Genomic DNA, 18,898 nt, shown 5'->3' with positions numbered 1-18,898 from the left:
CCGGCCTCTCGCCCAGCGATGTCCCCATCGTCTAGAGGCCTAGGACACCGCCCTCTCACGGCGGTAACAGGGGTTCGAATCCCCTTGGGGACGCCATCTTGTCTTTGTCTGCGTGCAGCTTATGGTATGATCCAAGAGCTGATGGACTAAAGAGATATTCCACTAGTAGACTATGATTAGGAAGTTCGGCGCTTTGTCGTTGCTTCCCTGCAAATTCGATCATCCAGATTTAGCTTGTTTCAATATGAAGGCATCTGTTTGTGCGCCCTTCCCACTTTATTGGGAAATGACAAATTTGGCGGCTGGACACATGCGCAGCCATGAACGCGGCGAATGACTATTTTTTCACTAGCAATCCAGATAGGCCGGCGATTGGTGCGAGTTCTTTGACTTGGGTGCCGCGAAGATCGAGCGACTGCAGGTCGGCGAGTTCGGCGATCGGGCCGATGTCGCTGACCTGAGTGCCCCGAAGGTCGAGAACCCGCAATTTGGTGAGGCCTGCGATCGGACGGAGGTCGTTGACCTGGGTGGCTGAGAGATCGAGCGACTGCAGTCCGGTGAGTCCTGCGATCGGACGGAGGTCGCTGACCTGGGTGGCTGAGAGATCGAGTGACTGCAGTCCGGTGAGTCCTGCGATCGGACGGAGGTCGCTGACCTGGGTGGCTGAGAGATGGAGCGACTGCAGTCCGGCAAGGCCGGCGATCGGACGGAGGTCGCTGACCTGGGCGGCTGAGAGATGGAGCGACTGCAGTCCGGCAAGGCCGGCGATCGGACGGAGGTCGCTGACTTGGGAATATGAGAGATGGAGCGACTGCAGTCCGGTAAGGCCGGCGATCGGACGGAGGTCGCTGACTTGGGAATATGAGAGATGGAGCGACTGCAGTCCGGCAAGGCCGGCGATCGGGCCGATGTCGCTGATCCGGGTGTTCCAGAGAACAAGCGACCGCAATCCGGTGAGGCCGGCGATCGGGCCGATGTCGCTGATCTGGGTGTTCCAGAGATCAAGTGACCGCAATCCGGTGAGTCCGGAGATCGGACCGATGTCGCTGACCAGGGTGAGTGAGAGATCGAGCGACTGCAGTCCAGTGAGTCCGGCGATCGGGCCGATGTCGCTGACCTGGTTGTTCGAGAGACTGAGCGACTGCAGTCCGGTAAGTCCGGCGATCGGGCCAATGTCGCTGACCTGGGGGGATGAGAGACGGAGCGACTGCAGTCCGGTGAGGCTGGCAATCGGGCCGATGTCGCTGACCTGGGGGGATGAGAGACTGAGCGACTGCAGTCCGGTGAGTCCGGCAATCGGGCCGATGTCGCTGACCTGCGTAGATAAGAGATTGAGCGACTGCAGTTCGGTGAGTCCGGCGATCGGGCCGATGTCGCTGACCTGAGGGGATGAGAGATCGAGCGACTGTAGTCCGGTGAGTCCGGTGATCGGGCGGAGGTCGCTGACCTGGGTGAATGAAAGATCGAGCGACTGTAGGCCGGTGAGTTCGGCGATCGGACCGATGTCGCTGACCTGGGTATATGAGAGATCAAGCGACGTTACGTTGTGAAAGCCAGTAAGGAAGCCTAATCCTCTCAATCGCACTCCGACCAAGGAAAGTCGCTTCACGTCCTCCGGCGATACACCCTCGAAGAGGAAATCTAGGCCATCCAGCCAAGCTAATTCTTCCGGACGCGGAACATTAACATCAGTACTTCCGAACACATAGTCCTTTATCTTCTGAATTTTTTCGGGAGGAAGAAAGCGGCCGCCATTCGGTGTGCGGATAAACTCAGCTCTGACTTTTATCCTCTTGTCATCGGCAAATGCCTTCAAGGCGGCCAGAGCCGGCTCCGTGCCTATAATTCGCAGAGTGCGTATACAAGCTGCAGCCTCGACTGCGCGCAACTGCTTGGTCGGTCGCAGATAGGTGATCGCCGCATTGCCCAGTTCAGCAAGCAATTCGGCTTCCTTCAGTTTCTGTGGCGGAAACAGAGCGGCTCGTGCTTTCTGAGCCTTGCGTTGCAGAGCAGGAGCCAACCCACCCGATCCCAGTGCGGCCTCGGCACAGCGGATGGCCAGGAAGTATCGACTACGGACATCGGTATCCACTTCCGCATCTACATCCAAAAGCCTCCCGATGAGCTTGTCGGTAAAATCCCTGCCCGCGAGCGCACAGGCAAAAACGATGACCGGCTGCCAGGAAGAGTCTCCGCTCTTGCGCAGGAACGTCTCCAGGTAACCCTCTCCGACCAGCTTAGGAGCAGCAAGGTATTCCTTCAGAGTATTGTGAATGAAGGCTATTTCGTCGCGTCCGGAGGGCCTCAGCATGCCGCTGCGCATGACAAGAACGTCCAGCAACTCGCCTGCATTTCCGCTCCAACCCTCATCCAGGCGCGCAAGCCCGGTCTGGACGATTTCCAGCACGGCACCGCGAGGCAGGGAGGAAAGTTCCTGCGCCATCATGGATTTCGCGATCTCGGAGACGATTTCACGCTTGTGTTCATACGTCATGCGCGCGTAGCACGCCGGGAACTCATCGATCCGGCGCTTAAGCGCTACCCGCTCCCGCCGGTGCAGCAGCATCTTGCAAACCTCCTCGCACAGCGGCGCCAAGCGATCCGGAAGTTCGGCTTCGTCGCTGTCGTGGAAATGGTGCAGGGCGCAGATCGCCGCGCAGAGCAACGGGTTGCTCGCGAGCAACGCCAGCGCTCCGTTGTGCCCGAGCGCGTTTTTGAGCTTCGCAGCCATGCCGCCGGTATCAAGCCCGGCTTCTTCGGACGTGAGATTGCCCCGCAGGGCCTCATGCCAATGATCGATGAAACGCTCGCGATTTGTTGGAGTAAGGGCGGCAACGCTTGCACGGGTAAAGCCGAGGCTGGCGATGCGGCCATCGTCCACGGCAGCAGGCCGGCTCGTCAGGATGAAAAACGCGGCGGGAAAGCGTCGCACGCAGCGTTCAATGCTCTCCATGACCAAATCTCGCTGGTCGGGAGGCACCTCATCGAAGCCGTCTATCATGACAAGCCCCTGTCCGGCGTCGAGTATATCTTCGACCCAGCTTTCCGGTATCTTTGCCTGTAATTCCCTGTCGATCAGAAAAGGCCAATCGTTAGGCGTTGGAAGGTTGGGCGATTGAAGATCGCGCAAGTAAAGCAGCAGTGGCACCCTGTCGCGCCAGCGCAGGTCTCCGTCCGCCGGCGGTTCGGCTTGGCTCCTGCGCTCGGCGGCGGTCAGCGCAGCCCAGCGCAGAAGCGTGCTCTTGCCGCTGCCTGCCTGACCCAGAACCAATAGACACCGAGAATTCGGCGTTAGTCCGTCGAGCAGGCTTTGAAAGCCCCGACTGAATCCGCTCGCGTCCTCCGCGCCGCTTTCCAGGTCGATATCCAACTCGATGTAGGCTACCGACAGTTTCGCTCGTCGGGCACGCTTATGCACGTCGACGCCGATCAGTTCCACATAGTCGAGACGCTCGATAAGGCTCCGGCTGTAAATCTCGGCGAACCCCTCGCCCTTGTTCTTCCGATATTCACGATCCTCGTGTGCCCACCGATGCAGGTCGTCGATCGCCGGGAGCCGGGAAGCCAACTGCTTGCCGACTCCGGTAATCGAGCCGTTCAAATCATCGAACCGACGCAGTATTTCTGCATCCCGTTCACGGGCATAATCCGGAAGTTCGGGAGCTAGGCGGGCGAGGATATGACTCAGATATTCGAGGGAGCGGCCGTAGACCTGTTGTTCGGCTTGGTCATACTGCGCCGGCGGCAGCGAGTGCGCCTCGAAAAGCGCATCCCGGATCTGTGATGCGGCCAGATTTCGCTCAAGCAGCCAATGCGCTTTGAGACGACTCTCCAAGGCCGCCTCAATCTCCTTTGCGATGCCTTCGAATGTGGCCGGCTGGATCCGCTCACTTTCGAGCGCGAGAGCCAGTTCGGTCACCACATGGTCGGCAAGGCTCTCAAGCTTACGGGCCAACTCCCGCTGTTTGCGCATCTCACCGAACCGGCTGCTCAGTACCTGAGCCAGTGGACCCGTAATTTCCGCGGCCTTGTCGCCCAGGTATGCTTTCGTCAGGAGCTTCGTCACGGCTGGCGCCAAAGCTAGAACTGCGGCATCGACAAGGCCGGTCATGAAGGCAGATCCTAATGGTGAACGGGCGGCAGGTCGGGAGGGTGTAACCTAACCAAATCCAATTTTCTATACTTCTACCCATCTATAATCTAGATTCATCACGCTACCAACAACATTCATATTACTTAGAATCCGAAGATTCATCCTGTTTGGTTGCGAAGTTCGGCCTTGAGCCAATAACAATGGTCCGCTGGCATGACCGGCACGCGGACCGCGAGGGTTCCGCTGGACCCTGAGATCGCCCCGGCGCATGTTCATTGTATCAACAGGCGGAGAGTATCTTGCGTACCGAAGTCGTTCGCTGGGGCGACAGCCTCGCGGTGCGCCTGCCGAAGCAGGTGCTTGAACAGGCCGGGCTGCGCGAAGGCGTGGCGGTCGAAGTGGTCGTGGAATCCGGTACCGTGATCCTCCAGCCGGCGAAGCCCCGCTACGGCCTGGACGAGTTGATCGCCGGCATAACCTCGGAAAACCTGCCCGAGGGCTTTGACGACGCCCCAGTGGGACGCGAGTGGCGCTGATCGCCGCATCGTGTCGCCACCGGGCCTGACATCCAACTCCTTCGGTTCCGCCCCTCATCCCGCCGCTCAGGGCGCGGGAATCCGCCGCAGGACGTCGTCGTACGGGGCGAGGTCGAGGAAGGCCGTCACCTCCACCGCCTTGCCGTCCTGCATGCGCAGGATCCAGGCGTAGCGGTTGCTGTAATCCCTGCCGTCGCGGGCGACGGCGCTGCCTTCCCAGTGGGCGATCACATGGTCGCCGTCGGCCCAGACGGTCGAGGCCGTCGGCCGCACCGGGGTGGAAAGCCGGGTCGTGAAGGGCAGGACGGCCTCCTTCACGAAGGTCTCGCGGCCCCGGAAGACCCCGGCGCTCGGGCCGGATCCCTCGATCCTCCACACGACCGTCTCGGCGAGCACATCATCGAAGAAGGATGTTCCGCCCGCCGCCCAGCGGTCGAAGGCTTCCGTCACGACGCGCCTGTTGTGGTCTTCCGCCTTGCCCGTCCCTGTGCCGGCGATCACCGCGCTCGACCCGAGGGCCGAGACCATCGCGAAGGACACGCACCATGCCAGTGTGGGATATGCCTTGGGGCTCATAGCTTCTTGCTCCTTGTTTCGTTTGCTCCGGGTGCAGGGTCAGCCCCGCCGGCCGACGGACGCGCCGCCGAAGATGAGCTGCCGGACCATGGGCCGGCCGACGAAGCGGGCGGGGAAGATCGGTTCCGGCGCGCTCGCCCGGTCGAGCCGTTCGATATGCTCGGGCGACAGCGCCAAATCGAGGGCGCCCAGGTTGTCCTCCGCCTGCGCGACCGTGCGCGCGCCCAGGATGGGCGAGGTGACCGCCGGGTTCGCGAGCGTCCAGGCGATCGCCACCTGGGACGGGGTCGCCCCGATCTCGTCGGCGACGGCCCGGACCGTTTCGGCGATCCCGATCGACCGCGCGGTGAGGTGCCCGGACGAGGCGATCACCCCCTTGCGGGTCGGCGCCACGGAAGCGTCGCCCGAGTCCATGGCGTCCGAGCGGGCATATTTGCCGGTCAGCACGCCGCCGCCCAGCGGCGACCAGGGGAGCACGCCCATGCCCAGCGCCGCCGCCATCGGGATCAGCTCATGCTCGACCGTGCGCTCGACCAGGCTGTATTCGATCTGGAGCGCCACGAAAGGCGACCAGCCGCGCAGGTCGGCGATCGCCTGCATCTGGGCGACGCGCCAGGCCGGCGTATTGCAGATGCCGGCATAGTGGATCTTGCCCGACCGGACGAGGTCGTCCAGCCCGCGCATCACCTCCTCGGGGCCCGTCGTCATGTCCCAGGCGTGCAGGTACAGCAGGTCGATGCGGTCGGTGCCGAGCTGCCGCAGGCTCTGCTCCACCGAGCGCACCATGTTGAGCCGGTGGTTGCCGCCCGCGTTCGGGTTGCCCGGCTCCCGCGCCATGGTGAACTTGGTCGCGAGCACGATGCGCTCGCGCTTGTCCTTGATGAATTCGCCCGTGATGCGCTCGGAGGCGCCATCCGTATAGTTCACCGCCGTATCGACGAAGTTGCCGCCGCGATCGACATACAGGTCGAAGATCCGGCGGGCTTCTCCCGCGTCGGCGCCCCAGCCCCAGTCCTGGCCGAAGGTCATGGTGCCGAGCGCCAGCGGCGACACCCGGAGGCCGGAGCGGCCGAGAAGGCGATAGCTGTCCAGAGAGGTCATCGTCCCCGTCTCCATGGTTCATGGTCTCCATGTTTCGTCGGGAACACAGGTATAACGGGCCGATCCGTGGGACAATTCGCCCAATCCTGAACAGCTTGGTAAGCACCGCTAACCAATGACCACCGATCTGAACCTCGTATCCGTGTTCCTCGCGGTCGCGGACGCCGGAAGCTTCCGCGCCGCCGCGGAGCGGATGGGCGTGACCCGGCCCGCCGTCAGCCAGTCGATCCGGCGCCTGGAAGACCGGCTGGGCGTGGCCTTGGTGCAGCGGACGACGCGCAGCGTCAGCCTGACCGAGGCCGGCGCGCAGCTCTACCGGCGCGTCGCTCCGGCCATCGCCGAGGTCGGGACCGCGCTCGATGCCGCCCGGGACCGGGAGGCGAAGCCGACGGGGCTGCTGCGGCTCGCGGTCTCCTCGATCGCCGAGCGGTTCATCTCCGGCCCGCTGCTCGCGGGCTTCTGCGAGGCCCATCCCGGCGTTCAGCTCGACGTGACCGTGACGGACGAGGAGTTCGATATCGTCGCGGAAGGCTACGATGCCGGCGTCCGGCTTGGCGAGGTCATCGAGCAGGACATGATCGCGGTGCCGGTCTCGGGCGACCAGCGCCAGCTCGTGGTGGCCGCGCCGTCATACCTGGAGCGCTTCGGCGCGCCGTCCCATCCGACAGAGCTGCCCCGGCACTCCTGCATCGGCTGGCGCCCCGCCCCGGAGGTGGCGCCCTACCGCTGGGAGTTCGAGGAGGATGGCCGGGAGTTCGACGTGGCGGTCAACCCCAGGATCACGACCAACGACATGTGGCTCATGATCCGGACCGCCTGCGCCGGGGGCGGCCTGACCTTCGGCATGGAGGAGACGTTCCGGCCCTATCTCGACCGGGGGGAGCTGGTGCCGGTGCTGGAGGAATACTGCCCGCCGTTCCCGGGCTTCTTCCTCTACTTCGCGGACCGCCGGAACCTCCCGCCCAAGCTGCGCGCCCTGATCGACCACGTGCGCTACCGCGGCGCCTGACAGGGGGCTGCCGACGGGACCCCTCGGCTTCAGGCCATCTCGGGCACGGGGGTCACGACGGGAGCGCCGGCCAGGAACGCCGCGACGTTGGCGGCGACCAGGCCCTGCATCGCCGCGTGGGCCTCGTGGGTGCCGCCCCCGATATGCGGGGTCAGCACCGCGTGCGGGATGGCCCTCAGGGCGTCGGGCACCGCGGGTTCGTGCTCGAACACGTCGAGCCCGGCGCCGCCCAGCTCGCCCGACCGGAGCAGGTCGATCAGCGCCTCCTGGTCCACGATCGACCCGCGCGCGATGTTGACCACGATGCCGTCCGGACCCAGCGCCTTCATCACCTCGCGGTTGACCCGGTGGCGGTTGCCGGCATCCGACCGCGCCGCGATCATCAGCACGTCGGCCCAGTCCGCCAGCGATTCCAGCGTCTCGTGGAAGGCGTACGGCACGTCGGGCTTGCGCGACCGGTTGTGATAGGCCACCTCCGCCTCGAACGCGGCGGCGCGGTCGGCGATCCGCCTGCCGATCGCGCCGAAGCCGAACACGCCGATCCTGCGCCCGGTCAGCCCGCGCACCAGCGGCATGCGCGCCGCGGAATGGCCGCTCCACAGCCCGTCGCGGACGAACCTGTCGGCCAGGGCGATCCGCCGGCCGGCGGCCAGCAGCAGCGCCATCGCGTGGTCCGCGACCGCCGGGGCGTTGGCCGCCGGGCTGTGCGTGACCATGATCCCGCGCTTGCGCGCCTCCTCCAGGTCGACACCCTCGTAGCCGGTGCCGTAGCAGCAGATCAGGCCGAGCGAGGGCAGGCGGGCCATCACCTCCGCGTCGGTCTTCAGGGTTCCCATGGTGACCAGCACGCGGACGGCCGCCGCGTCGCCGGGCGAGAGGGCGGCCCCGGTCGGCGGGTCGAACGGGCCCGCCACCCTGCAGCGGGACCCGTTCCCGGTGATCCCGGTGATCCTGTCCTTGAGTTCGGCAGGAAACGATGCGGCGAGGAGTATGATGGTGCTCATCCCGGGACGTTAGACGACGGTCCGGGGCGGCGCAACGGGTCTGCCCGGGTCCGGGCCGGCCCAGGGGGGGGAAGGTCAGGTGAAATAGACGCAGATCCGCTTGCCCTCGACGACCTGCACCGTCATGGGGAGATCATAGACGGCCTCCAGCACCTCCTCGCGGATGACCGCCTCGGGCGGTCCCTGGAACAGCACCTCGCCGTCGCGCATGGCGACGATGTGGTCCGAATAGCAGGACGCGAAGTTGATGTCGTGGAGGACCAGCACGATCGTCTTGCCCAGCTCGTCGGCGAAGCGCCGGACCTGCTTCATCATGGAAACGGCATGCCGCATGTCCAGATTGTTGAGCGGCTCGTCCAGCAGGACATAGTCGGTGTCCTGGCACAGCACCATCGCGACGAAGGCGCGCTGTCGCTGCCCTCCGGAAAGCTGGTCCAGGAAGCGGCCGGACAGGGCGCCGAGGCCGAGATGGTCGATCGCCCGCTCCACATGCGCGCGGTCGGCCTCGGTCAGGCGGCCCTTCGAATAGGGATAGCGCCCGAATTCCACCAGGTCGCGGACCGTCAGCCGCGAGGAGATATGGTTGTCCTGGCGCAGGATGGAGAGGCGCTGCGCCAGGACGGCGCTCGGCGTCCGGGTCACGTCCAGCCCGTCGACCGTCACCGTGCCGGCGGACATCGGCAGCAGGCGGCTGATCATGGACAGCAGTGTCGATTTCCCCGCTCCGTTCGGGCCGATGATGGAGATGACGCCGCCCGCCGGCAGGCTCAGCGACACGTCCCTGACGACGACGGTGCCGTCATAGCGCTTGGTGACGTCCTTCGCCTCGATCATCGGGCCTTTCCCTGTACGACTAGGCTGATGAACACGATTCCTCCCAGGAACTCGATGATGATCCGAAGATTGGTGTCGAAGGCGAAGATCCGTTCCAGGATCGTCTGCCCGCCGACCAGGGCGATGACCGCGAGCAGCACGGCGGCCGGAAGCACGAAGCGGTGCTTGCCCGACGGGACCGCCAGATAGGCGAGGTTCGCCACCAGCAGGCCGAAGAAGGTGATCGGGCCGACCAGCGCCGTCGATACCGACACCAGCACCGCCACCAGCACCAGGACGATCGTCACCATGCGCCGATGGTCGACCCCCAGGCTGATCGACCGCTCCCGCCCCAGGGCCAGCACGTCGAAACTGTGCATGATGCGCCACGCGACGAGCGACACCGCGGCGACGAGGAGGGCGGCCGTCGCCAGCAGGTCGCTTTCGACCGAGTTGAAGCTGGCGAAGAAGCGGTCCTGGAGGAAGGCGAACTCGGCCGGATCGATCAGCCGCTGGAGGAAGTTCGCCAAGCTCCGGAAGAAGATGCCGAAGACGATGCCGACCAGGATCAGCAGGTGCAGGTCGCGCCGGCTCCTGGAGAAGATCGTGCCGTAGAGGACGACGGAGAAGGCCACCATCACCGCGACCTCCCCGCCGAAGCGCAGCCGATGGTCGATCATCGCCACGTTGGTCGATCCGAGCAGGAAGACGGCGCAGCTCTGGATCAGCACGTAGAGCGAATCGAAACCCATGATGGCCGGCGTCAGGATGCGGTTGCCGGTCACCGTCTGGAAGAGCACCGTGGAGACGGCGACGGCATAGGCGACCAGCACCATCACGGCGACCTTGGTCCCGCGGAAGGGCAGGACGAAATCCCAGTTCCCCCTGGCGCCGAGGGTCATGAAGGCGGCGATCGCCGCCAGCGCGGCGACGGCCAGGAGCAGCAGCGCCTGCCGCGGGGTCGGCGTGCCGGGCCTAACCATCGGAGGCGCCCTTCCTGAGCAGGAGATAGAGGAACAGCGCGCTCCCGACGACGCCGACGATCGTGCCCACCGGGATCTCGTAGGGGTGGCGCACGGTCCGGCCGATCAGGTCGCAGACCAGGACGAACGCGGCACTGCCCAGCGCCACCCAGGGGACCGCGCGGCGCGCGTTGTCGCCCACGGTCATGCTGACCAGGTTCGGCACGATCAGCCCCAGGAAAGGGATCGTCCCCACCGTCGCGACGACCACGGCCGTGCTCATGGAGACGATGACCAGCCCGAAGGACATGGCCCGCCGGTAGTTCATTCCCAGGTTGGTCGTGAAGTCCCGGCCCATGCCGGCCACCGTGAAGCGGTCGGCCGCCAGATAGGCGGCGGCGGTCAGGGCGAAGGCGATCCAAAGCAGTTCGTAGCGGCCGCGCAGGACGCCGGAGAAGTCGCCCGTGGTCCAGGCGTTCAGCGATTGCAGCAGGTCGTAGCGGTACGCGAAGAAGGTCGTGACGGAGTCGAATATTCCCCCCAGCATCAGGCCGATGAGCGGCACCAGGAGGGCCGAGCGCAGGGGGATGCGGCTCAGGATGAACAGGAACAGGGCCGTGCCGGCCAGGGCGCACAGGGCCGCGACCGTCATCTTGCCGATCAGGTCGATGCCGGGCGCCAGCAGCGTCGCGAGCAGGATGCCCAGGCTCGCGGATTCCACCGTCCCGGCGGTGCCGGGCTCGACGAAGTGGTTTCGCACGATCAGCTGCATGATCAGGCCGCTGACGCCCATCGCCATCCCGGACAGGATCACGGCGATGGTCCGGGGAATGCGGCTGGCCAGCAGCACCCGCACGGCCTCGCTCTCCGGCCCGGCGGCGAGCAGCGTGGCCGGCGACAGGTGGGTGGCCCCCACGAACAGGCTGAGGACGGCCAGCAAGCCGACGCCGGCCGCGGCGAGGAGGAATTTCGTCATGGAAGTCCGATGGAGCGGGTTGGGCGCGGCCGGTGCCCGGAGCCGGTCAGCCGCTCTTCGCGAAGGCTTGGGACAGCTGGTCGACCATGGCCTGGAGTGAGATCAGCCCGCCGCCGACCAGGTACCAGTTCACCGCGTCCAGATAGACGACGTTGTCCTGCTTCCAGGCCTTGGTCTGGGCCACGAGTTCGTTGCCAAGCACGGCCCCGGAGGAGTTTCCCGACCCGATCGCCGCATCGCGGTCGATCACGAACAGCCAGTCGGGGTTCGTCGCCAGGATGAACTCGGAGGAGATCGATTGGCCGTGCAGCGAGACCTGGAGGTTCTCCTCCGCAGGCTTCACGGCGAACACGTCGTGCAGGATGCCGAACCGCGATCCCGGGCCGTAGGCGCTCATCTTGGCTCCCGTGGTCAGGACCAGCAGCCCTTCGCCGATGCCCGACGCGGTGGCGCGCAGCTCCTCGATCGAGCGGCGGATCGTCGCCAGCTTGGTCTCCGCCTCCTTCTCCTTGCCGAAGATCCGGCCGAGCTGCTCGACGTTGCGGGTGACGCTGCCCATGTAGTCGCCCGTATCCACCGTCATGTCGATGGTCGGCGCGATCCGTGCCAGCTCCTTGTATTTTGCCGACGAGCGCCCGCCGACGACGATCAGGTCGGGAGCGAGGGCGTTGACCGCCTCGTAGTCCGGTTCGAACACCGTCCCGACCTTCGCATGGTCGTCGGACCGGTATTTGGACAGGTAGTCCGGCAGCAGGCCGCCCGGCACCCCGTCGATCTCGACGCCCAGCGCGTCGAGGGTGTCGAGGGATGCCAGGTCGAAGACGACGACCCGCTCGGGGTTGCGGGGAACGGACGTCTTGCCCTGCGCGTGGGCGACCTCGATCCGCTCCTGGGCCAGGGCCGGCGCGGCCTGCGCCAACGCGAAGACCGCGGCGGCGACGGATAGGATCTTCGCGAACCCCGCCAATGACGGGGCTATCGGGCGGTATGCCATCCTCTTGTCCTTCCATGCTGGGCCCGTGCCGGGCGATGATCTCGGGCGAGTGGCCGCCGAGGACGGCCGGGCGATACCCCGGCCGACGAAGCTGCTCCGTTATCGCGAATGCGAAACATTCTCATATTGCTCTTTGAGGCGGGACGCAAGCCGTTAGGGTGTCCAGATCGCCGACCGGTCGATGTCGGTCAGGCGCGCCCGTCCGGTCAGCGCCATGGCGACCTCCAGTTCGGTCTGCAGGATGGTCAGCATATGCGCCACTCCCGCGACGCCGCCGACGGCCAGGGCGTGCAGGATCGGCTCGCCGACCATCACGGCGGAAGCTCCCAGGGCGAGGGCCTTGAGGATGTCGGTTCCCCGCCGGATGCCGCCGTCCATCAGCACCGGCACGCGCCCGGCGGCCTCCGCGGCCACCGGCGGCAGGGCGTCGATGGACGCCGGCAGGCTGTCCAGCGTCCGCCCGCCATGGTTGGAGACGATGATGCCGCGCGCTCCGGCCTCGATGGCGGGGGCCACGTCGTCGGGGTTCAGGATGCCCTTCAGCAGGACCGGCAACCGAGTCGCCGAACACAGCCATTCGACCGAAGCCCAGGTGGGCGCATCCCGGAGCATGCCCTGGAACACCGGGCTGCCGGGCCGGGCCGGCTGGAATCCCGTGGGCTCCATCCCCGCCAGGTTGACCGCCGAAACGCCCGCGGGCAGGCGGAAGCCGGCCCGCTGCTCGGCGTTGCGCAACCCGTTCACCGCCGCGTCCACCGTGAGCACCAGGGCCTTGTAGCCGGCGGCCTCGGCGCGCCGCACCAGCGACAGGGTGTCGTCGCGCCGGGGCTGCATGTAGAGCTGGAACCAGAGGGGACAGCGCGCCGTTTCGGCGATCTCCTCCAGGGTGACGCTGGCCTGGGTGCTGACGGTCATCCAGGTCCGGGTCAGGGACGCCGCCGTGGCCGTTGCCTTTTCCCCGTCCGGGTGGACCAGCCTGTGATAGGCCGTCGGTGCCACGATGATCGGGTACTCCAGCGCCTCGCCGAACAGGTCGGAGCGGGCGGTCGCCCCGGACAGGTCCCGCAGGGCCCGGGGCATGAGGCGGAGTCGGTCGAGGGATTCCCGGTTGGCCCGCCGGGTGATGCCGTCCGCTCCGGCGCCGGCGACATAGGCGCGGACGGCCGGATCGGCCCGGGTGGCGAAATGCCGCTCGTAGTCGTGCAGCGACACGGTGTCGGGCGGAACGATCATGGTCGACGTCACGGTCCGGCCAGGACCGACGCCTGCCGGGCGAGCGCCTGCAGATCGGGATCGGGGTGTTCCGCCAGGGCCGCGGCCATGCTTCGGAAGAAATCGGGAAAGCCGCTCCCGAGCGCCCGCCGGAACCACGGCAAGGCCCGGTCGATCGCCCCGTCGAGGACCAGCATGCGGCCGTGGTTGAACTGGCCCCAGCAGTCTCCCCCTTCGGCCGCCGCCTTGAACAGGGACCGGGCCGCGGCGGCATCCGCCGGCACGGCCCGCCCGCATTCATGGAAGAGCCCGAGCATGTTGAGCGCCTTGACGTGGCCCTTGCCGGCCGCCGCCGCGTACAGCCGGTAGGCCGCTTCGTCGTCGGCCTCGACGCCCTCGCCGCGGCAGTGGAGGTCGCCCAGGTTGAAGAGCGCCCATGCGTCGCCCCGCTCCGCGGCTTTCCGGTAATAGGCGGCTGCCATGGCCGGATCCGCCGGGACGCCCCAGCCCCGCTCATGGCAGCGCCCCAGCATGTTGATCGCCCGGGCGTCGCCGCTGCGCGCGGCGATCCGGAACCATCCGATCGCCTGGGGCAGATCGGCGCCGCCCCGGTCGAGGCAGAGCTGCCCGAGCGCCAGTTGCGCGTCGATGATATCCGGCACGCGGCCCGCCATCATACCTCGGCCCAGCGGCGGAGGAGGTTGTGGTAATGGTTCACCAGCGACAGGACGGCCCGGTTCCCGTCCCCGACCTCCCGGCGCAGCTCGATGATCGCCGCGTCCAGGTCGTAGAGCATGGCCCGCTGGGCGTCGTCCTTGACAAGCGATTGCGTGAAGAGGAACGAGGCCCAGCGGGTGCCCCGCGTCACCGGGCTGACCTGGTGCAGGCTGCTGGAGGGATAGACCACCGCATGCCCCGCCGGCAGCTTGACCGACTTCGCGCCGTAGGTGTCCTCGACGACCAGTTCGCCGCCGTCGTAGTCGTCGGGATCGTTGAGGAAGATCGTGGTGGAGACGTCGGCGCGCATGCGCATGCCGCCGGTGCCCGGGATGGCTCGGATGCTGTTGTCCACGTGGTGGCCATAGGCCATGTTCCGGTCGTAGCGGTTGAACAGGGGCGGCAGGACGCGCAGCGGCAGGACGGCGGAATTGAAGGCCGGGCTCCGGGCGAGCGCCCGCAGGACGACATCGCCCAACTCGCGGGCCGTCCCGCTGTCCTCCGGGATCTGGAGGTTGGACTTGACCTGGGCCGCCTGGCCCCCTGCCGAGACGCGGCCCTCGACCCACGGCGAGGAGTCGAGCGCCGCCCGGCAATGGGCGGCCTCGTCGGCGGTGAGAATGTCCGGTATCTGCAAGAGCACGGGATGCTTCCTCGTGGAGAAATGCCGGACCGCCGCGGAAGCGGCCCGGCCGGGGCTGTCAGAACTCGGCGCCGACCGTCAGCACGACGGTCCGGCCCGACGCCGGGACGGCGCGGACGGCGTTGAATGCCGAGGTGTAGTTGCGGTGGTCGCTCAAGTTGTACCCGTTGAGGGCGACCGAGAAGTTCGCGATCTCGTACGAGACGACCGCGTCCAGGGTGAAGGTGTCGGGGATGCGGGCGGTGTTCGCGCTGTCCGACCAGTATTCGGAGGCGTACTGGATGCCGCCCCCGACCGTCACCACGCCGGGCAGGCCGGTATCGAAGTCGTAGCTCGTCCACAGGTTGGCATTGTGCCTCGGCACGTTGGCGGCGTCGTTTCCGACGACGTCGGGGTTGGTCCGGGACTCCGTCACCTCGCCGCTGAGATAGGCATAGTTGGCATAGACGTTCCAGGCCGAGGTCAGCCTGCCGCTGATGCTTCCTTCGACGCCCCTGACGCGCACGCCGAGGCCGGCTTCCGAGAAGGCGTCGGTGATCGTGCCGGTCGCGGGATCGACGGAGTAGGTGTTGCTCTTCTCCACCTGGAAGATCGAGCCCCCGAGGCCCAGCCGGCCGTTCAGGAAATCGGCCTTCGCGCCGACCTCGTACAGGTCGGTCTTCTCGGGATCGAAGTTCCGCGCGTCGTTCGGCGTCTCGGCCGTGCCGTTGGTGACCGCCGCCGCGATGTCGGTGCCGATCGGCTTGTAGGAGCGGGAATAGGACGCGTAGACCGACGAGGCCTGGGTCGGCTCGTAGATCAGGCTGACCGACGGGCTCCAGGTGGTTTCGGTGTCCTCGCCGCCGGCGATGGTCGGGTTGGCCGAGCTGAAGGTGGTGCGGAAATAGTCCCAGCGGATGCCGCCCTGGACCGAAACCTGGTCGAGGAGCCACACGCGGTCGCTGACGAACAGCCCGGTGTTGGTGACGCTGGCCTCGCGGCCTCCTTCGGGCGGGTATGTGATGAAGGTGTCGGCATTGTAGGTGTGGATGGGATTGCGCACCGTCTGGTTGGCGGTACGGTTTACCCAGCTGCCGGAGCGGCGCTCGTCCTTCTGGTAGTTCACGTCGATGCCGCCGTTCGCCCTGTGCCGCAGGCCGAACAGCATGCCCTCCGCCTTGGCGCCGGCGATGTTCTGGACGCCCCAGCCCTCCTGCTCGAAGGCCATGCCGCCGCCGGCGCCGTAGGTCAGTGCCGGATCCCCGCCGCTCAGGAACAGCGCGCTCGCGGCGGCATTCAGGGACGCGGGATTGGTGGCGGCGAAGTCCCGCTCGTAGTGGCTCCACCGGGTATCGTTGTAGAGGGACAGCCCGGAATTGACTTCGTGGGCGAGCAGCGACGTGACGACATGGTTCTCCGTGTCGTCCCGGTCGAGATTGCGGATGTAGGACGTCGAGCGATCCAGTCCGAACTCTCCCGCAGGGCGATAGACCCCATCGCCTCCCAGGACCATGGGCTGGCCCATGTCGGGGGTCTTCCTGCCGTTCAGGTAGAAATAGTTGAGGTGCCAGGTGGTCGGGGTTCCCAGGCCCAGGCCCAGGTCCAGCGCCAGACCTTTCCGGTCCGCCTCGGCCTCGTCCCGGTCGGCGATATCCTGATCATGGTACAGGCCGTTCAGCCGCAGTGCGGTCGTGTCGTTGATGGGCTGGTTGAGGTCGACGGTGGTGCGGTAGAGGGGACCGGAACCGATGGACTGTTCGATTTCCGCCCGTCTCTCCGGGCCGGCCCTCTTGCTGCTCTGATTGATGACGCCGCCGGAGTTGCCGACGCCGAAGCCGCTCCCGGTCGGCCCCTTCAGGACCTGGACGGTTTCCGTATTGAAGATGTCGTGGGTGTAGACACCGAAATCCTTCAGGCCATCCAGGTAGATGTCGCCGCGGGCCGTCAGGCCGCGGATGCGGAACTGGTCGCCGCTCTGGCCGCCATTGCCTTCGCCGGTCGAGATGGTGATGCCGGGCACGTTCCTCAGCGCCTGTTCGAGCGAGGCGGCGCGCTGCTGCTCGATGATCTCCTGGGGCACGACGTTGATGACCCGGGGCGTCTCCTTCACCGTCTCGGGCAGGCGGGAGATGCCGGTGGAGGCGGAATTGACATTGCCGGATTGAGGAGTGGCAGCGCCCACGTTGATCGTGTCGAGGACGAGGATGTCGTCGGAAGAACTGCCCGGTGCCTCGCCGTTGCCCGGAGCGGTCGTCTGCGCGTCAGCCGTCGCCGGAACGGTGGAGAAGGTCATGGCCAGGCTGGCGGTCGCGGCGGCGCCGGCAAGGACGGGCCTGAGGCAAAGGGGGGCGGTGGCTTGTCGCATCGAGTTCTCCCGGAATTCGCCACGATCGGCGTGGCGATCAATGGCCGGCCTTCTAGCAATCCGGTGGCGCCACCCTTCAAGCACTGAGATTCAGAAGCGTTCTAAATTGCAAAAAACGACGTGTCTGTCTGTCGCCGGATCGGGCCGCCCAGCGGTATGGCGATGCAGGGCAGATGACCCCTGGACCTGACGCGCAAGCCCGCCCGCGGAGAATTTCCCTTTCATATCAATGGATTGTGAGTATCCCGGCACCGACGATTCCAGGCCCGGGATGACGGGCGGCAGGGTCGATCCGGCACCGTTGCAAGAATATCACTATGATATTAAGAATTACTCGCAGACAGGCGGCGCCGAACCGGGATCACGCCTTGCGCCTGTCCTTCCAGAGACGCTCCGCCTGGTCCAGGGCGTCGTCGAAGCCCGAACCGGTGCCGCCGGGAATTGAAAAGAGCGCGAACGCGGCGGTTCCGACGATGATGCGCTCGGCCCGGGCATCGCGGGTCGCTCCGCTCCATAACCCCTGCCAGTATTCCAGGCTGGTCACGCGCGGCCTCGGCGTGGCCCGAGGTTCGACCATGCGCGCCGGCAGGACCAGGTCGTCCGCCTCGCCGTCGACCAGCCGGTACATCGTCGCGGGACGGAAGGGGTTCAGCTGGGCGACGTCGCGGACGCTGCCCAGGACCACCATGTCCTTCCAGCCCAGGATGCCGGCGGCGTCGCGATGGAGCTCCTTGTATGACGGCTTAGCCACCCCGAGCAGGCTGGTGCTGCCGGGAATGGGCCTGAGCAGGTGGACCGCCTCCAGCACCGCCGAGCGGAACAGCGTCAGCCGGTGCAGATCGATCAGCCTGTGGATCTGCGGGGCGAGGTCGGCCAGGGGAACATAGGCGATGCCTTCCCGCGACAGCGCCGACGCGATGTCGGCGGCTCCGGCGCAGACCGGAATTCCCAGGGCTGCGGCCAGGATGTCGAACCGGGCGGCGGCGTTTCCTCCGCCCGTGTTGCCATGAAGGACGACCCGGTATCCCGCCTGCGACACCAGCCGGGCCGCGTGCAGGAACCAGGGCGGGTTGTGATAGTTGGGCGAGGCGAAGCAGGGCCAGTCGACATCCGCCCTGATGGATTCGCCGAGCCCGGGACGGATGGACGCCTGCATCGCCCGTACGAAGCCGGCGAGTTCCGGCGCCGTCGTCCCCCGCACGCGGATCATGCCCAGCAGGGCGCCGATCTGCGCCGGATCCGCGTTGCCGGCCAGGATGATCCCCATCGCCTCCTCGGCTTCCCCGCTGGTGAGGGGGCGGCCATGTCCGCCGCCGCCGATCCCGAGCACGCCGATGTTCCGGGCCAGTCTTTCATGGGCGGGGGCATCGGGTCCGATGCGGTCCAGCTTGGCCATCAGCCGGGCCGGCGTCGGCTCGCCTTCGAGCAGCGTGGCCGGACGGACCTCCAGGGCCGGGACGGGGGCGGGGCGCTGCATGCTCCAGCCCGGATCGAGCGGCGCCTCCCGGGGCGCGCCGTCCGTCGTCGCCTGGAACAGGGCGTCGATCTCCAGGGCGAGCGCCTGGACCCGCGGCCGGAGGGCTTCGGCGAAGGGGGTCGGGACCAGGCCGCGCCCGGTCCTGACGAACAGCGGATCGTTGAACTCCTCCCGCAACTGGGCGAGCAGGCGGCTGAGCGCAGGCGTTTGGAGCCCCAGGTCCCTGGCCGCCAGCGTGACGTTCCGCTTCGACATCAGGGCATCCAGGGCGACGATCAGCCGTCCGCGCGCCAGCTTGCTGCCGGCGCTTCTGGTTTCGAGCGTTTCCGGGCACGGCATGGTCGGGATGTCGTGGAGTTTTCCCATCATAGACTCTCGGTCCTACGGCGACGGCGTGATCCGGCGGCGGCATCTCCGAGCCGATAATGATAGGCATTCGCG

General features: G+C 66.6%; 15 protein-coding genes and 1 tRNA gene. 3 read left to right on the top strand and 13 right to left on the bottom strand.

The features are described from left to right. The first annotated feature begins 20 nt into the window (after positions 1-20). Positions 21-96: transfer RNA gene (locus JL101_RS17835), tRNA-Glu, on the top strand. 241 nt (positions 97-337) lie between these two features. Here the strand turns inward: JL101_RS17835 and JL101_RS17830 are convergent. Continuing rightward, the gene (locus JL101_RS17830; protein WP_203097146.1) at positions 338-4,111 is read right to left on the bottom strand and encodes a leucine-rich repeat domain-containing protein; all 3,774 of its coding nucleotides are present in this window, start codon (positions 4,109-4,111) and stop codon (positions 338-340) included. A gap of 281 nt (positions 4,112-4,392) precedes the next feature. Between JL101_RS17830 and JL101_RS17825 the strand changes: the two genes are divergently transcribed. Beyond that, entirely contained in the window at positions 4,393-4,629 is a 237-nt protein-coding gene (locus JL101_RS17825) for an AbrB/MazE/SpoVT family DNA-binding domain-containing protein (protein ID WP_203097147.1), read from the top strand. A 66-nt stretch (positions 4,630-4,695) separates the two neighbouring features. Here the strand turns inward: JL101_RS17825 and JL101_RS17820 are convergent, their stop codons facing one another. Beyond that, positions 4,696-5,205, bottom strand: a complete 510-nt coding sequence (locus JL101_RS17820; RefSeq protein WP_203097148.1) for a nuclear transport factor 2 family protein — start codon at positions 5,203-5,205, stop codon at positions 4,696-4,698. 39 nt (positions 5,206-5,244) lie between these two features. Further along, positions 5,245-6,306, bottom strand: a complete 1,062-nt coding sequence (locus tag JL101_RS17815; protein ID WP_203097149.1) for an aldo/keto reductase — start codon at positions 6,304-6,306, stop codon at positions 5,245-5,247. 115 nt (positions 6,307-6,421) lie between these two features. Between JL101_RS17815 and JL101_RS17810 the strand changes: the two genes are divergently transcribed. Then, positions 6,422-7,315, top strand: a complete 894-nt coding sequence (locus JL101_RS17810) for a LysR family transcriptional regulator (protein ID WP_203097150.1) — start codon at positions 6,422-6,424, stop codon at positions 7,313-7,315. A gap of 29 nt (positions 7,316-7,344) precedes the next feature. Here the strand turns inward: JL101_RS17810 and JL101_RS17805 are convergent, their stop codons facing one another. The 10 genes from JL101_RS17805 to JL101_RS17760 all read right to left on the bottom strand — a co-directional run bounded on the left by JL101_RS17805 (position 7,345) and on the right by JL101_RS17760 (position 18,826). Next, positions 7,345-8,319: a 2-hydroxyacid dehydrogenase gene (locus JL101_RS17805; protein WP_203097151.1), complete on the bottom strand. Its 975-nt coding sequence runs from the start codon at positions 8,317-8,319 to the stop codon at positions 7,345-7,347. 75 nt (positions 8,320-8,394) lie between these two features. Continuing rightward, complete coding sequence (locus JL101_RS17800) at positions 8,395-9,153, bottom strand: iron ABC transporter ATP-binding protein (protein WP_203097152.1); 759 nt, start codon at positions 9,151-9,153, stop codon at positions 8,395-8,397. Beyond that, positions 9,150-10,115, bottom strand: a complete 966-nt coding sequence (locus tag JL101_RS17795) for an iron chelate uptake ABC transporter family permease subunit (protein ID WP_203097153.1) — start codon at positions 10,113-10,115, stop codon at positions 9,150-9,152. Before JL101_RS17795 ends, JL101_RS17800 begins: the two co-directional genes overlap by 4 nt. Further along, positions 10,108-11,070 carry an ABC transporter permease gene (locus tag JL101_RS17790; protein ID WP_203097154.1) on the bottom strand — a complete coding sequence of 321 codons (963 nt, stop codon included), beginning with the start codon at positions 11,068-11,070 and terminating at the stop codon, positions 10,108-10,110. The genes JL101_RS17795 and JL101_RS17790 overlap by 8 nt, the downstream gene beginning before the upstream one ends. A gap of 46 nt (positions 11,071-11,116) precedes the next feature. Then, positions 11,117-12,064 (bottom strand): siderophore ABC transporter substrate-binding protein, encoded by a 948-nt coding sequence (locus JL101_RS17785; RefSeq protein WP_203097155.1) that lies wholly within the window; start codon positions 12,062-12,064, stop codon positions 11,117-11,119. A 153-nt stretch (positions 12,065-12,217) separates the two neighbouring features. After that, on the bottom strand, positions 12,218-13,297 hold the full coding sequence (locus JL101_RS17780) for an alpha-hydroxy acid oxidase (RefSeq protein ID WP_203097156.1): 1,080 nt from the start codon (positions 13,295-13,297) through the stop codon (positions 12,218-12,220). A gap of 8 nt (positions 13,298-13,305) precedes the next feature. Then, positions 13,306-13,938: a tetratricopeptide repeat protein gene (locus tag JL101_RS17775; protein WP_228434926.1), complete on the bottom strand. Its 633-nt coding sequence runs from the start codon at positions 13,936-13,938 to the stop codon at positions 13,306-13,308. Positions 13,939-13,949: 11 nt separating this feature from the next. Then, a complete protein-coding gene (locus JL101_RS17770; RefSeq protein ID WP_203097157.1) occupies positions 13,950-14,636 on the bottom strand; it encodes a Fe2+-dependent dioxygenase in 687 nt (228 codons plus the stop codon). 58 nt (positions 14,637-14,694) lie between these two features. Beyond that, positions 14,695-16,980 (bottom strand): TonB-dependent receptor, encoded by a 2,286-nt coding sequence (locus JL101_RS17765; protein ID WP_203097158.1) that lies wholly within the window; start codon positions 16,978-16,980, stop codon positions 14,695-14,697. Positions 16,981-17,341: 361 nt separating this feature from the next. Continuing rightward, complete coding sequence (locus JL101_RS17760) at positions 17,342-18,826, bottom strand: glycosyl transferase family protein (protein ID WP_323374667.1); 1,485 nt, start codon at positions 18,824-18,826, stop codon at positions 17,342-17,344. Between the last annotated feature and the right edge of the window lie 72 nt (positions 18,827-18,898).

The organism is Skermanella rosea (assembly GCF_016806835.2).
Lineage (GTDB): Bacteria > Pseudomonadota > Alphaproteobacteria > Azospirillales > Azospirillaceae > Skermanella > Skermanella rosea.
The sequence above is the reverse complement of the archived record's forward strand: the minus strand, read 5'-3'. Positions and strand labels throughout refer to the sequence as shown.

What these genes read in the sequence shown, in the direction of transcription:
- JL101_RS17800 (WP_203097152.1), bottom strand. Translation starts at nt 9,153, where the DNA reads ATGATCGAGGCGAAGGACGTCACCAAGCGCTATGACGGCACCGTCGTC.
- JL101_RS17830 (WP_203097146.1), bottom strand. Translation starts at nt 4,111, where the DNA reads ATGACCGGCCTTGTCGATGCCGCAGTTCTAGCTTTGGCGCCAGCCGTG.
- JL101_RS17820 (WP_203097148.1), bottom strand. Translation starts at nt 5,205, where the DNA reads ATGAGCCCCAAGGCATATCCCACACTGGCATGGTGCGTGTCCTTCGCG.
- JL101_RS17765 (WP_203097158.1), bottom strand. Translation starts at nt 16,980, where the DNA reads ATGCGACAAGCCACCGCCCCCCTTTGCCTCAGGCCCGTCCTTGCCGGC.
- JL101_RS17760 (WP_323374667.1), bottom strand. Translation starts at nt 18,826, where the DNA reads ATGATGGGAAAACTCCACGACATCCCGACCATGCCGTGCCCGGAAACG.
- JL101_RS17795 (WP_203097153.1), bottom strand. Translation starts at nt 10,115, where the DNA reads ATGGTTAGGCCCGGCACGCCGACCCCGCGGCAGGCGCTGCTGCTCCTG.
- JL101_RS17805 (WP_203097151.1), bottom strand. Translation starts at nt 8,319, where the DNA reads ATGAGCACCATCATACTCCTCGCCGCATCGTTTCCTGCCGAACTCAAG.
- JL101_RS17780 (WP_203097156.1), bottom strand. Translation starts at nt 13,297, where the DNA reads ATGATCGTTCCGCCCGACACCGTGTCGCTGCACGACTACGAGCGGCAT.
- JL101_RS17815 (WP_203097149.1), bottom strand. Translation starts at nt 6,306, where the DNA reads ATGACCTCTCTGGACAGCTATCGCCTTCTCGGCCGCTCCGGCCTCCGG.
- JL101_RS17790 (WP_203097154.1), bottom strand. Translation starts at nt 11,070, where the DNA reads ATGACGAAATTCCTCCTCGCCGCGGCCGGCGTCGGCTTGCTGGCCGTC.
- JL101_RS17810 (WP_203097150.1), top strand. Translation starts at nt 6,422, where the DNA reads ATGACCACCGATCTGAACCTCGTATCCGTGTTCCTCGCGGTCGCGGAC.
- JL101_RS17785 (WP_203097155.1), bottom strand. Translation starts at nt 12,064, where the DNA reads ATGGCATACCGCCCGATAGCCCCGTCATTGGCGGGGTTCGCGAAGATC.